Here is a 13,577-nt window from a genome sequence, read left to right on the forward strand (position 1 = left end):
GCTTGTGTGGACCAGGCTTAGTGGTCGTAATATAACGCTCGGAGTCGCGCGACTGGATAGCTTTTGTGCCAGCGCCAGGTCGCTCAGCTCAGGCTCGGCCTCCGGGCGACCAAGCCAATAACCCTGTACCCAGTCCACACCCATGCTGCTGAGGGTTTCCAGTTCTTCGCGCTGTTCTATACCTTCAGCAATGATATGGGCCTGAGAAGCGCGTGCTATGTTCAGCATGGAGCCAACAAACTCTTTCTTGAGTGGGTCGCGGTGAATGCCATCGATGAAGTGCCGGTCGATCTTGACGAACTCTGGGCGCAACTCCGACCACAGCCGTAGGCTCGAATAGCCGGCGCCCAGGTCGTCCAGGGCGATGGTGAATCCCATGTCGCGGTAATGATGCAGGGCGATGTGCAGCAGGTTGTAGTCTTCGACCGGGGCCTGTTCGGTCAGTTCGATGACCACGCGCTTGGGGTCAAGCCTGGCGGTCTTCAGCATTTGTAGGGTGCGGCCTGGGGAGTGGCTTTGCTCCAGCAGGCTTTCGGGAGAGACATTGAGGAACAGGCGTCCAGGCAGGCATAAGCTGCTGAAACGCTTGACGGCTTGTTGCCGGCAGAGCATCTCTAGTTCGGTCAGCAGACCGGTGCGGCGGGCGGCGGCGAACAGAATCAGTGGTGAGTGCAAAGGGCTGTTCGAGGGGCCGCGACTCAGCGCCTCGTAGCCGACAATCCGCTTTTCCAGAGTTGAAACTATAGGTTGAAACAGGGTGTTCACCGCCTGGTGGCGGAGGATGGTGCGTAACGCTTGGCGCTGTTCGGAAAGAGTCATAGCGGAGCCGGGCTGGTAAATCGGAAATCAGCCAGGTTGTCCTCTGCTGGTTACATCACGGACAACCGATCTGGTTCCGTGAGTGTGACCAGCAGCGATGACATTAAGATGACATGATAAGGCTCAGCTGGCTTTGGCTACCTGTTGCTCCAGCTCCAGCAGATCGATCAGGATTTTTCCAGTCTCGGCCAGGAAGGGGTCGTGCTCAGACTCCTGCTCCTCATGACCGGCAGCCAGTTCGCCTTCGAGTGGATCATCCTTTTCCAGTTCGGTGAGCAGAGTTTCACCTAGGGCCTGGCGGCGCTGATTCTCCAGAGCTAATAAGCGCTCCTCGAACTCCTTCTGCTGCTGGCGGCGCTTGGCTTCGTTAAGCGGCAACTGCTCGCGGGCCTGCACTTCACGGTTCAGTTCGATGCGAGCCATGGTGTAGGTGAAGTCCGGATCATTGGCTGCGCGTTGCAGATGACGCTCGGTCAGAGTGCCGAGCAGCGGCGCGAGCTGGCGGTCACTGCGGTATTTGGCCGGGGCGATGGTGTCCCAGGGCAGCGCGCGCGGCAGGCTGCTTTCACCAATGTCGGTGGTTTCAAGCAGAGACGGATAGCTGATGTCGGGAATCACGCCGCGGTGCTGGGTGCTTTGCCCCGATACGCGGTAGAACTTGGCTAGCGTCAGCTTCAGCTCACCATGATTGAGCGGCTGGATTGACTGTACAGTGCCCTTGCCAAAAGTCGGTTCGCCGATGATCAGCGCCCGACCGTAATCCTGCATGGCACCGGCAAAGATTTCCGAGGCCGAGGCGGACAGCCGGTTGACCATGACCGCCAACGGACCACCATAACTGATGCCGGTATCAGGATCGTCGAGAATCTGCACCTGGCCTTGGCTATCACGCACCAGAACGGTCGGGCCGCGATCGATGAACAGGCCAGTCAGTTCGGTGGCTTCCTGCAGCGAGCCGCCGCCATTGTTACGCAGGTCCAGGACGATGCCGTCGACTTTCTGGGTCTGCAACTCGCTCAGCAACTGGCGTACGTCGCGGGTGGTGCTACGGTAATCCGGGTCGCCGCGGCGGTAAGCCTTGAAGTCGATGTAGAAGCCGGGCACCTCAATGACGCCGATGCGATAATCGCGCCCTTGTTGGGTGAAATCCAGAACTCTGGACTTGGCCGCCTGGTCTTCAAGCTTGACAGCCTCGCGCACCAGAACCACTTCGCGGCTGGTTAAATCGGTGGGCGGGTTGCTGGCCGGAATGACCTCCAGGCGCACGCTCGAGCCTTTGGGACCGCGAATCAGTTTGACCACCTCATCCAGGCGCCAGCCAACCACGTCGACGATTTCGCCAGTGCCCTGGCCGACACCGATAATACGATCAGCCGGGGCCAGTTGTTGGCTTTTCTCGGCCGGTCCGGCCGGAACCAGGCGTACGATCTTGGTAAATTCGTTATCGCTTTGCAGGACAGCGCCAATACCTTCGAGCGACAGGCTCATGTTGATATCGAAGTTTTCCGCATTCTCCGGTGACAGGTATTGAGTGTGCGGATCGTAGACCTGAGCCAGAGCGTTGATGTAGTTCTGGAAAATGTCTTCACTGCGGGTCTGGTTCAGGCGCAGGGCCTGGCCTTTGTAGCGTTTGTCGAGCAGTTCGGCGATGCCATCAAGGTCGCGGCCAGCCAGTTTCAGACGCAGTACTTCGTCCTTGAGTTGTTGGCGCCAGAGCTGCTTGAGCGCATTGTTGTCGGCTGGCCAGGCGGCTTCTTCACGGTCGACCAGAATGGTCTGGTCGCTGTTGAAGTCGAGCTTGTCAAGGCCTTCGCCCAGCAATGACTGAATGAAGTCGACCCGTTCCAGGGCGCGGGTCAACTGGCGCCGATGCATGTCGAAGCCGACACTCAGATCGCCGGCCAGGAGTAGGTCGTCAATGCGGTAACGGTAACCCTCGAAACCCTGGATATCGGCTGCGCTGAACAGGCTGCGTTGAGGGTCGAGATGACGCAGGTAAGTGTCGAAGATTTCACTGGACAGAGCATCATCCAGTCGAATCCGGTTGTAGTGATGCCGACGCAACAGTTCCACGGTATTGAGGCTGGCAATCATTTGCTCGCGCGTGGGCTGCAGGCTGTCGAGGTCCAGGGTGGTGCCCTGCGGGTCCGCTGCGTAACCGGTACCGCCGAAACTCAGTAGGGCGATAAGGCAGGTCGTGCGCAGGGTATTTAAGCCGTTCATCGAAGTATCACATCCGGACTGGGTGGGAGTATGCTCTTAGGCCTCATACGGGAGCATGGGTTCCCGTTACTGTAGACCCTTTAATTGCACTATGGAGGCAGCGTGAGAGGATTGCAAGCCGAGGGCGGGGCCCTGATTTGGCGTGAACAGCCCCATGTAGAGCTGGCCGAGGGCCAGGTGCGGGTGCGTGTTGCAGCGGCAGGATTAAATCGTGCCGACTTGTTACAGAAGGCGGGGATGTATCCGCCGCCGCCCGGTGTGACCCAGGTGCTGGGGCTGGAGTGTGCCGGAGAGGTGGTTGAAATCTGTGGTGCTGTGCGCTGGCAGGTCGGTGACAGGGTCTGTGCGCTGTTGGCGGGCGGTGGAATGGCCGAGGAAGTGGTGGTTGATGCCGGCCACCTGTTGCCAGTGCCCAAGGGTATGAGCTGGGCCGAGGCGGCGGCGATTCCCGAAGTGTTCAGTACCGCCTGGCTCAATGTGTTCGAATTGGCTGCGGCCAAGCCGGGTGAAAAAGTCCTGATTCATGCGGGTGCCAGCGGGGTGGGTACGGCGGCGATTCAGTTGTGCAAGGCGCTGGGCAATCCCTGTTGGGTCACGCTCGGTAGCCAGGGCAAGCTCGATGCCTGTCTGGCACTGGGAGCAACGGGTGGTCTGTTGCGCCAGGCCGGGATTGCCGGGCTGGCCAGCGAGGGGCCCTTCGATGTGGCTCTGGACCCGGTTGGGGCGACCTATGCGGCAGATCATCTGGACCTGTTGGGGGTGGATGCCCGCTGGGTGATTATCGGTCTGATGGGCGGACGTGAGGCGACACTGGATCTGGCCAAACTGCTGGTCAAGCGTATTCAGTTGATCGGTTCGACCTTGCGTACCCGCAATGCTGACTTCAAGGCTGGCCTGCTGGCGCGTATGGAGCAGCGCCTGTGGCCATTGTTCGCTAGCGGTGAGTTGAAACCGCTGGTGGCCAAGACCTTTGGCTTTGATCAGGCCGAGGAGGCTTTTGCTGAACTGGCGGCCGATCAGATTGTTGGCAAGGTTGTGCTGGTGCGCTGATTGTTGTCTACGACAGTGAAGCCTTAAGGAACCTCTGAAAAACTACCTGCGTTGGCAATACTGCGTTAAAAATGGCCTCAAGATGCTCATTTACAGCGCGTAAACTGCGCTCTTTCGGCCATTTTTGCCTTGTCTTGCCGGCCTCGCCTACGTTTTCAGAGGTTCCTTAAATCAGGGCTTCGCTGTTGAAAAACTCCCGCAAAGCGCGAACCAGATAGCCGGGGTCACGACTGCCGGCCAGTTCGCGGATCGAGTGCATGGCGAACGTCGGCGCGCCGACATCGACCGTGCGCACACCCAGACGGCTGGCAGTGATCGGGCCAATCGTGCTGCCACAACCCATATCACTACGCACCACGAAACTCTGTACCGGTACTCCGGCCTGGTGGCACAGGTGGCGGAAGAAGGCGGCTGTTTCGCTGTTGGTGGCATAGCGCTGGTTGCTGTTGACCTTGATCACCGGGCCGGCGTTGAGTTGTGGGCCGTGGTTGGCGTCGTGGCGGTCAGCGAAGTTGGGGTGTACCGCGTGGGCGTTGTCGGCTGATACCAGCAGTGAACGCTGAATGGCGCGAATGCGGCTCTCGGCTTCCGGCAACAGGCGGGCCAGCACGTCTTCCAGGAACGGACCGTCGGCGCCACAGGCCGAGCAGGAGCCGATCTCCTCGTGGTCGGTGCACACCAGCAGGCAGGCCTGACGCTTGTCGCTGTCGAGCAGGGCGCGCAGGCCGGCGTGGCAAGACAGCAGGTTGTCCAGGCGCGCGGCGGCGAAGAAGTCCTCGTCCAGCCCCAGGGTGCTGGCCGGCTGAGTGTCATAGAAGCTCAGTTCGTAGTCCAGAACCTGGTCAATTTCCAGGTTCGGGTGTTCTTGCTGCAACTGTGTAACCAGTAGTGCTCGCAGGTCGCGGCGTGGTTCCAGGCTGTGGGCCAGGACTGGCGGCAGGTGGGTCTGGGCATTGATGGCCAGGCCGTCATTGACGCCGCGGTTGAGGTGAATTGCCAGGCTCGGGATTACCGCGATGGGCCGCTTGAAGTCGATCAGACGGCTCTGCAACTGACCGCTGCAGTCGCGAAAGGTCACGCGGCCGGCCAGTGACAGGTCGCGGTCGAACCAGGGCGCGAGCAGGGCACCGCCATAAACTTCGACGCCCAGTTGCCAGAGCCCCTGCATGTCGATTTCCGGCTGCGGCTTGACCTTCAGGCACGGGCTGTCGGTGTGTGCGCCCACCATTCTCAAGCCGCGCTCAAGAGCGCCTGGCTCGCCAGTGCGAAAGGCGATCAGTGACGAGTCGTTGCGCCGTACCAGGTAGCTGCCATTGACCTTGAGCTGCCAGTCATCACGCTCATCGAGCAGCTCAAAGCCGGCGTCCAGCAAGCGCTGGCTGAGGCTCTGAGTGGCATGGAACGGCGTCGGGGACGCCTGGATGAAGTCGGCCAGATCCTGGTTCAGGGTGCTGTGGGGCATGGCATGTTCCTTGTTCAGAAAGGGGCTGGGCTGTCGAAAACCAGGTGTTCTTTGCTCTGCGGGTGGCGAATGCCGAGCCGGGCCGCGTGCAGCGCCAGGCGTGGGCAGGCGGCCAGGGCCTGGCTGTGGGCATAGAGCTGATCACCCAGCAGCGGATGCCCGATGGCCAGCATGTGTACGCGCAACTGGTGCGAGCGCCCGGTGATCGGGGTCAGTTCAACCCGACAATAGTTGCTGTGCCGTTCCAGTACCCGCCAGAATGTCTGGGCCGGCTTGCCCAGTTCATGATCGACGATATGACGGGGCTTGTTCGGTGGATCATAACGCAGCGGCAGGTCGATGTGGCCGCTGTCGCTGTCCGGCTGCCCCCAGCACAGGGCAATGTAGGTTTTCTCGGTTTCCCTGTCGTGGAACTGGCGAGACAGTTCGCGATGGCTGTCCGGGTCGCGGGCGATCACCAGCAGACCGGAGGTTTCCCAATCGAGCCGATGGACGATCCGGGCTTCGGGATAGCCGTTGTCCTGCAGACGGGTGATCAGGCAGTCTTTGTTGTCTTCAGCACGGCCGGGAACCGATAGCAGCAGGCTGGGCTTGTCGACGATCAGAAAACACGGATCCTCGTGCAGGATCCCGATATTGGTCAGCGGCATGCAAACTCTGAAGGCGCCGCCGTAGCGGCGCCTGTCATCAGGGGCGGTCGGGCAGGGTGATGTTCAGTTCGAGAATCGAGCAGTGGTCCTGATTATCCAGGGCCACATGTACTTGCTCGCGGTCGATCGGCACGTACTTGCTGATCACGTCGATGATTTCCTGTTGGAGCTGCGGCAGGTAATCAGGTTGAGTACGCTGGCCACGCTCATGGGCGACGATGATCTGCAGGCGCTCCTTGGCGACGGAGGCCGGCGTGGTGCTTTTCTTACGGTCGCGGAAATAATCGAAAATGCTCATTAACGGCCACCAAACAGGCGCTGCAGCAGGCCCTTCTTCTGCGCTTCGAGGAAACGATGCGGAACGTCTTTGCCGAGCAAGCGGTCGACAGCGTCGCTGTAGGCCTGGCCGGCATCGCTCTTGTCATCCATGATTACCGGGATACCCTGGTTCGAGGCCTTGAGTACGGCCTGGGATTCGGGGATTACCCCCAGCAGCGGAATCGACAGAATTTCTTCGACATCGCTGACAGAGAGCATTTCGCCGTTTTCCACCCGCTCCGGGTTGTAACGGGTCAACAGCAGATTTTCCTTGACCTTGCCGCCCTGTTCGGCCAGCCGTGATTTGCTGGCCAGCAGTCCGAGCATGCGATCGGAGTCGCGTACCGAGGAGACTTCCGGGTTGGTCACGACAATTGCCTCGTCGGCGAAGTACATGGCCAGGTGGGCACCTTTCTCGATGCCGGCCGGGGAGTCACAGACGATGAAATCGAAGGTTTCTTTCAGTTCGTTGAGAACCTTTTCAACGCCTTCCTCGGTCAGGGCATCCTTGTCGCGGGTCTGGGACGCCGGCAGGATGTAGAGGTTGTCGGCGCGCTTGTCCTTGATCAGGGTCTGATTAAGGTTGGAGTCGCCGTTGATCAGGTTGACGAAGTCATACACCACGCGACGTTCACAGCCCATGATCAGGTCCAGATTGCGCAGGCCAACGTCGAAGTCGACGATCACTGTTTTATAGCCGCGCAGGGCGAGTCCGGTACCGATGGCGGCGCTGGTCGTAGTCTTGCCAACACCGCCTTTGCCTGAGGTAACGACTAGAATCTTTGCCAAGATGACCTTCCTGTCGATATATGTGAGGTTGCTCTGGTACCGGCGTTACAGCGCTCTGCGCCGGTCGGTTCGAATTGGTTTGGGTGGCCCGGGTACTGGCTTCAGGCCAGATATGGCGGGCACTCCCGGATGGCGCACAGTATCTGTCAAAGACTCGTCATCTTCAAGTTGTCGCCGTCGAGGAATGTCTGAGTGGCCTGTTTCCAGAGGCTGTCCTTACGCAGATCCTCGGCTACCTTGTAGTGCCCGGCGATTGAGATCAGTTCAGCCTCAAGGCTCTGACACAGGATGCGGGCTTCGGTGTTGCCGCGCACGCCAGCCAGGGCCCGGCCACGCAGTGGGCCATAGACGTGGATATGACCATCGGCTAGCAGTTCTGCTCCGGCGCTGACTGGAGCCAGAACCACCAGATCGCCGCCACGGGCATAAACCTGCTGCCCGGAGCGGACCGGTTGAGTGATGATCCGGCCCTGGCTGGGCGGCGCCTCACTGGGGGCTGGGGCTGGAGACGGTTCGGCCGGCTTGGTCGGCTCACCGGCAAGTTCCTGGGGTTTGTCGCGGTTGCGTCCCGGCGGCATCAGTACTAGCCCTGCGTCCTGGGCCAGTGGTCGGCAGCTTTCGTTGCCGCGCAAACCAACTGGCAGCAGCCCATGCTCACGGCAGATACGCAGCAGGCTGGCCAGACTGCTTGGGTCTGGCTGGCCGTCTAGTTTGTCGAGACCGATGACCACAGGGGTGTCCTGAAAGAAGTTGGGAGCCTGCTCGACTTTTTCGGCCAGTTGCCGGGCAAAGCGTTCCGGCTCCTGGCGCACCAGCTCAAGTACGGTCATGGTCAGCATGCCGCCCTTGAGATGGAAGACGGGGTCGTTATCTAGCAGGTCAAGGGTGGTTTCAACGCTCATGTTGGTTCCAGGCTCAAGTGATGCGGACACTTATATAGGCTGGCTATGCTAATCGCAAGGGAACCTCTGAAAAACTACCTGCGTTGGCAATACTGCGTTAAAAACAGCCTCAAAATGCTCATTTACACCGCGTAAACTGCGCTTTTTCGGCTGTTTTTCCTTGTCTTGCCTGCCTCGCCTACGTTCTTCAGAGGTTCCCAAGAGTTGTTCGGTGCCTCTCACAGGGTAGAATGCGCCTTTTGCCGAATGGTTTGCCGAGAATGAGTCGTCCTGGTTTCAGTGCCCGCCTGGTACACCCCCGCTATTGGCCGCTGTGGTCGGGCTTGGGCGTGCTCTGGCTGATTACCCGTTTGCCATATCCGTTGTTGCTGCGGCTTGGCCGGGTGCTGGGTTGGGCAATGTACCACCTGATGCGGGAACGACGCAGCATTGCCCGGATCAACCTGCAGCTGTGCCTGCCTGGCTGGTCCGAGGCGCAGCGTGAGGCTCTGGTGCGTGAAAATTTTGCCAATTATGGCATCGCTCTGTTCGAAATGGCCATGGCCTGGTGGTGGCCACCCAAGCGCTTGGCCCGGTTGGCCCACATCGAAGGGCTGGAGCATCTGCAGCGGGCTGCCGCCGAGGGGCGGGGTGTGGTGCTCATGTCGCTGCATTTCACTACTCTGGAAATTGGTGCAGCGCTGCTGGGGCAGGCGGTGACCATTGATGGTATGTACCGTGAGCATGACAACGCCGCGTTCGATTTTGTGCAGCGGCGTGGCCGAGAGCGTCACAATGCCGATGCCAAGGCGGTTGAGCGCGAGGATGTGCGCTCGATGCTCAAGTCGCTGCGCGCCGGACGGGCAATCTGGTATGCCCCGGACCAGGATTATGGGCGCAAGGCCAGCATCTTTGTGCCGCTGTTTGGTGTGCCAGCGGCCACGGTGACTGCGACCAGCACCTTTGCTCGATTGGGTAAGGCACTGGTGGTGCCCTTTACCCAGGTCCGGCTGGATGATGGGAGTGGTTATCGACTGGTGGTGCACCCGCCGTTGGAGGGTTTTCCAACGGGTGATGATCATGTTGATGCTCTGCGTATCAACCAGTGGGTGGAGCAGGCGATACGCGAGCATCCTGAGCAGTACATGTGGGTGCACCGACGCTTCAAGACCCGGCCAGAGGGTGAGGCTCGGCCTTACCCGAAACGTCAACGCCGCAAGCGCAGAAACTGAGGATGGGCATGCACGGAAGTCTGAGCGAACAGGCCTGTACCGGACTGATTCTGTCCGGCGGCGGTGCTCGGGCGGCCTATCAGGCCGGGGTGCTCTCGGTGGTTGCCGGGCTGCTGCCCGATCATTCAAGGAATCCGTTCCCGGTGATCTGTGGCACGTCTGCCGGGGCGATTAATGCCTTGGCGCTGGCTACTCATGCCGATGATTTCAGTGCCGGGGTCGAGCGGATGCTGGAGGTGTGGTCTGAGTTCCGCTGCCATCAGGTCTATCGCACCGACTGGCTGTGCCTGCTGGTTCAGGCCTGGCGCTGGAGTCGGGCCAATTTGCTGGGCTGGGGTGGGCGCCAGCCGACTTCACTGCTGGACAACAGTCCATTGCGCGAGCTTCTGGCCAGCCGGCTGTCCTTTCACAAGATTGAACAGGCGCTGCAGAGTGGGTACTTGCGGGCCGTATCGGTCAGTGCCTTTGGATATCAGTCGTCGGAGTCGGTATGTTTTTATCAGGGCCATGAGCGCATTGTGCCCTGGAGCCGTCATCGTCGGGTTGGGGTGCAGACCCAGTTGGGCCTGGAGCATTTGATGGCTTCGGCAGCCATCCCTCTGGTGTTTCCGCCGGTGCTGATCAATCGCGAATGGTATGGCGACGGTGCGGTGCGTCAGCGGACGCCTGTCAGTCCGGCGCTGCACCTGGGAGCCAACCGGGTACTGATCATCGGGGTGTCGGACAACCTGAGTCAGCGCGAGGCGGCTGGTGGTCGGCGTGGTCCGCGCTTGCGTACAGCGCTGCCGCCGACGCTGGCACAGATTGGTGGACACCTGCTCAACAGCACCTTCGTTGACCACTTGGAGGCCGATGTCGAGTTGCTCGAACGGCTCAATCGGTTGTCAGGCTATCTGCCGCTGGCGGCCCGCCAGCATGGCAAGGGTGTGCGCCCGGTGGAAGTGCAGATCATCTCGCCCAGCGAGCCGCTGGATGTGATTGCCAGCCGCCATCGTAAGGCGCTGCCGGCAGGGCTGCGGGCCTTCATGCGCGGCAGTGGTGCAACCCGGGCTTCGGGTGGCAGTGCCTTGAGTTACCTGTTGTTCGAGGCTGAGTATTGCCAGGAGCTGATTGAGCTGGGGCGCAAGGATGCCTTAGCCCAGCGTGAAGCCTTGCAGAGGTTTCTCGGACTATATTGCCCTTTGTAGGGCTGGTGGGAACGGGGCTCCCACCAGCCCAGAGAGCTACCCGGCAAGCAGAATGCGAATGGCGTCCAGCCGCACCTTGGCCTGGCGCAGGGTTTGCTCGCCAACCTGTTTCTGTTGCTCCAGAGCCTGGATTTCCGCCGGTTTGACCAGTGGGTTGACCGCTGCCAGAGCCTTCAGACGCTCGATTTCCTCATCCATCTGCTGGCTGTATTGGTTCGCCGCGCTGTCGACCAACTCATAGTGCTGCAGATCGGCCAATGCCTCGGCGCGGTCAAGCAGGCGCTCGACCACCTCTCGCTGGCTTTTGGCAACCTTGCTGGCCAGGTGCTTGGGCAGTTGTTCAAGTTGCGCATCGAGGGTGTCGAAGCTGACCTTGGCGGCCAGATCGTGACCGTTGCTATCGAGCAGGCAACGGACCGGTGTGGGCGGCAGGAAACGGTGTAGTTGCAGATGCCTTGGGGCAATGGCCTCGCTGACGAACAGGCATTCGAGCAGCAGGGTTCCAGGTTTGAGCGCTTTGTTCTTGAGCAGGGCAACCGCGCTGTTGCCCATGCTGCCCGATAGCACCAGATCCATGCCTCCCTGGAGCATCGGATGCTCCCAGGTGATGAACTGCATGTCCTCGCGGGTCAGGGCAGTTTCGCGATCATAAGTGATGGTCACGCCTTCATCGTCACCCAGCGGGAATCCGGCGTCGAGCATGCGCTCGCCAGGGCGCAGGACCAGCGCATTGTCGGAATGGTCTTCGCTGTCGATACCGAACACATCGAACAGTCGTTCCATATAAATAGCCAATTGCGGGTCGTGGTCCTGCCGTTCGATCTGGGCAATCATGCGCTCGGCATCGCCATGGCCGCGTGAGTGGATTTCCAGCAGGCGGTCGCGACCGTCGTGCAGTTCCTGCTCCAAGGCCTGGCGGGCATCGCCAGCTTCCTGGATCAGGGCTTCCCAGTCACTGTCGTCCGGGTGATCCAGATGTGCGAGCAATCGGGTGCCGAACTGGTGTTGCAGGGTATTGCCAGTTGGGCAGGTGGCGAGGAAGGCATTCAGGGCCCGGTGATACCAGTCGAACAGGCGTTCCTGGGCCGTGCCTTCCAGGTAGGGGATATGCAGTTGAATTGTTTGGCGCTGGCCAATTCGGTCCAGGCGACCAATGCGCTGCTCCAGCAGGTCAGGGTGATTGGGCAGATCGAACATCACCAGGTGATGGGCGAACTGGAAGTTGCGGCCCTCACTGCCAATCTCTGAGCAGATCATCACCTGGGCACCAAACTCTTCGTCGGCAAAGAAGGCAGCCGCCCGGTCCCGCTCGACAATGCTCATGCCTTCGTGGAACACAGTGGCCGGGGTGCCGCTGCGCAGACGCAGGGCATCATCCAGATCCAGTGCCGTTTCAGCATGGGCGCAGATCACCAGTACTTTGCTGCGCTTGAGCATTTTTAAGGTGTCTATCAGCCACTCAACCCGGGGGTCGTCCTGCCACCAGGCAGCTTCCTCGGCGCTGGTTTGTCCTTGCAGGGCTGTTTCCGGATACAGCGCGGCACGGCCCTCAATATCGGTGTAGATGCCTGGGCACGGGAGCGGGTAGGGGTGCAGTTGCCGCTCAGGGAAACCGGCGATTGCCGCGCGGGTGTTGCGATACAGCACTCGACCGGTGCCATGACGGTCGAGCAACTGACGAATCAGGCTGTCGCGGGCGGCTTCGCCGGCCTCGCCTGGCTGTTCCAGGTTGGCCAGCAAGGCGCTGGCGCTGTCACCCAGCCAGTTGATCATGGTTTGTTGGTCGCTGGCGCTCAATGACTGGCCGTCGAGCAGGCGCTGGACTGCTTCGGCAACTGGGCGGTAGCCGGCACTTTCGGCGCGAAAGGCTTCCAGGTCATGGAACCGGTCCGGATCAAGCAGGCGCAGGCGGGCGAAGTGGCTGGCCTGGCCCAGTTGTTCTGGGGTTGCGGTCAGCAGCAGGACGCCGGGAATCAATCGGGCCAGGGTTTCCACCAGTTGGTATTCGGGGCTGGCCTGTTCTTCGTGCCAGACCAAGTGGTGGGCTTCATCGACCACCAGCAGGTCCCAGTCGCTGGCCAGCAGCCAGTCATGTATCTGGGGCCGTAGTTGCAACAGCTCCAGAGAGACCAGGGCCAGTTGCTCTTCTTCAAAGGGGTTGTCCTCGGCGCCCTGGCAGCGATCATCATTGAACAGGGCAAAGCGCAGGTTGAAGCGCCGACGCATTTCCACCAGCCATTGGTGCTGGAGGTTTTCCGGTACCAGAATCAGGATCCGCCGGGCGCGCCCGGTCTGCAGTTGACGGTGCAGTACCAGGCCGGCTTCGATGGTTTTGCCCAGGCCAACTTCATCGGCCAGCAGCACTCGCGGGGCAATCCGGTCTGCCACGTCGCGGGCAATATGAAGCTGGTGTGCGATCGGCTGGGTGCGAACCCCGGACAGGCCAAGCAGTGGTGAGCGTTGGGTCCGGCAGTAGTGACGCAGGCTTTCGTAGCGCAGACTGAACCAGGCCAGCGGATCGATCTGACTGGCGAACAGGCGATCGCTGGCCAGGCGGAACTGGATGAAGTTATCCAGCATGGTTTCGGCGAATTCGGTCTGGCTGCCATTGTCGCGCAGGCCGCTGTATACCAGCAGGCCGCTGTCTTCGCGGACATCGCTGACGGTCAGGGTCCAGCCCTCGTGGTGGCTGATCTGATCCCCTGGTGAAAAGCGCACGCGGGTCAGCGGTGCGTTGCGCAGTGCATAGTGACGGGTTTCGCCGCTGGCAGGAAACAGCAGTACTACCAAGCGTTCATCCTGTGACAAGACCGTGCCCAGCCCCAGTTCCGATTCACTGTCACTGACCCAGCGTTGCCCAGGAGTGAATACTGTCATGTGCTGCTCCTACCCGTCTGCAAAAAAGGGCGCTATGGTAACCGATAGGCCGAGCCTCACAAACCGCTGTCTGGCCTTGTTTTTAATAA

Annotated in this window: 10 protein-coding genes and 1 pseudogene; 3 read left to right on the forward strand and 8 right to left on the reverse strand. The window is 60.6% G+C overall.

Annotated elements, in window-relative coordinates:
- Positions 1-39 precede the first annotated feature (39 nt).
- Positions 40-819 (reverse strand): annotated as a pseudogene (locus BVH74_RS10220) (EAL domain-containing protein); the annotation flags it as partial.
- Between the two features lie 123 nt (positions 820-942).
- The gene (locus BVH74_RS10225) at positions 943-3,042 is read right to left on the reverse strand and encodes a carboxy terminal-processing peptidase (RefSeq protein ID WP_080049967.1); all 2,100 of its coding nucleotides are present in this window, start codon (positions 3,040-3,042) and stop codon (positions 943-945) included.
- A gap of 102 nt (positions 3,043-3,144) precedes the next feature.
- Between BVH74_RS10225 and BVH74_RS10230 the strand changes: the two genes are divergently transcribed.
- Entirely contained in the window at positions 3,145-4,092 is a 948-nt protein-coding gene (locus tag BVH74_RS10230; RefSeq protein ID WP_080049968.1) for an NAD(P)H-quinone oxidoreductase, read from the forward strand.
- 166 nt (positions 4,093-4,258) lie between these two features.
- On the opposite strand, the gene BVH74_RS10235 is transcribed toward BVH74_RS10230, so the two are convergent.
- The 5 genes from BVH74_RS10235 to minC form a co-directional block, all read right to left on the reverse strand.
- Positions 4,259-5,554 (reverse strand): M18 family aminopeptidase, encoded by a 1,296-nt coding sequence (locus BVH74_RS10235; protein ID WP_080049969.1) that lies wholly within the window; start codon positions 5,552-5,554, stop codon positions 4,259-4,261.
- Positions 5,555-5,568: 14 nt separating this feature from the next.
- Positions 5,569-6,204, reverse strand: a complete 636-nt coding sequence (locus BVH74_RS10240; RefSeq protein ID WP_080049970.1) for an RluA family pseudouridine synthase — start codon at positions 6,202-6,204, stop codon at positions 5,569-5,571.
- Between the two features lie 37 nt (positions 6,205-6,241).
- Positions 6,242-6,502, reverse strand: coding sequence for a cell division topological specificity factor MinE (gene minE, locus BVH74_RS10245; protein WP_080049971.1), 261 nt, complete (start codon positions 6,500-6,502; stop codon positions 6,242-6,244).
- On the reverse strand, positions 6,502-7,311 hold the full coding sequence (gene minD / locus BVH74_RS10250) for a septum site-determining protein MinD (protein ID WP_080049972.1): 810 nt from the start codon (positions 7,309-7,311) through the stop codon (positions 6,502-6,504). Before minD ends, minE begins: the two co-directional genes overlap by 1 nt.
- Before the next feature lie 146 nt (positions 7,312-7,457).
- Positions 7,458-8,213 carry a septum site-determining protein MinC gene (gene minC, locus BVH74_RS10255; RefSeq protein WP_080049973.1) on the reverse strand — a complete coding sequence of 252 codons (756 nt, stop codon included), beginning with the start codon at positions 8,211-8,213 and terminating at the stop codon, positions 7,458-7,460.
- A 260-nt stretch (positions 8,214-8,473) separates the two neighbouring features.
- On the opposite strand from minC, the gene BVH74_RS10260 reads away from it, so the two are divergent.
- Both BVH74_RS10260 and BVH74_RS10265 read left to right on the forward strand, forming a co-directional pair.
- Positions 8,474-9,424 (forward strand): lipid A biosynthesis lauroyl acyltransferase, encoded by a 951-nt coding sequence (locus BVH74_RS10260; protein ID WP_080049974.1) that lies wholly within the window; start codon positions 8,474-8,476, stop codon positions 9,422-9,424.
- 8 nt (positions 9,425-9,432) lie between these two features.
- A complete protein-coding gene (locus tag BVH74_RS10265) occupies positions 9,433-10,611 on the forward strand; it encodes a patatin-like phospholipase family protein (protein WP_119700927.1) in 1,179 nt (392 codons plus the stop codon).
- Positions 10,612-10,647: 36 nt separating this feature from the next.
- Here the strand turns inward: BVH74_RS10265 and rapA are convergent, their stop codons facing one another.
- Positions 10,648-13,488, reverse strand: coding sequence for an RNA polymerase-associated protein RapA (rapA, locus tag BVH74_RS10270; protein ID WP_080049976.1), 2,841 nt, complete (start codon positions 13,486-13,488; stop codon positions 10,648-10,650).
- Positions 13,489-13,577 lie beyond the last annotated feature (89 nt).

Source organism: Halopseudomonas phragmitis, assembly GCF_002056295.1.
Lineage (GTDB): Bacteria > Pseudomonadota > Gammaproteobacteria > Pseudomonadales > Pseudomonadaceae > Halopseudomonas > Halopseudomonas phragmitis.